Annotated in this window: 1 protein-coding gene; it reads right to left on the reverse strand. The window is 45.0% G+C overall.

Features of this window, described 5'->3' with window-relative positions; all coding sequences use genetic code 11:
- On the reverse strand, window positions 1–214 hold a 214-nt coding region (locus tag F0L68_RS45810; protein ID WP_223199635.1), incomplete at its 3' end, for an Ntn hydrolase family protein.
- Between the last annotated feature and the right edge of the window lie 75 nt (window positions 215–289).

Genomic DNA, 289 nt, shown 5'->3' on the forward strand with positions numbered 1-289 from the left:
AGCCCAGTGTGTCACCGGCGATAACACATCCCTTGTCAAACTTAACTCCGATGACAGTTGTGGTGGTCGTGATGGGGCTCGCTGAGTGAGCTGTAAAATCCTGTACACCGTGCCTGGATGGAGCAATTGTGGAAGCATTTCCAGGAAAATTATAAAATGCTCCAGGCGACGGTCCGTTTTGCCACAACGGCGTGGGGTTCATCGTGTCCCCCATAAAAGCCATTGTTATATTATTTTTAATACGAAGTTAAATATTGTTTCAGCTTATGAATTTATGTAGGTGTTTCAG

Origin of the sequence: Solihabitans fulvus (genome assembly GCF_008386585.1) — a bacterium.
In the GTDB taxonomy this organism is placed as follows: Bacteria; Actinomycetota; Actinomycetes; order Mycobacteriales; family Pseudonocardiaceae; genus Solihabitans; species Solihabitans fulvus.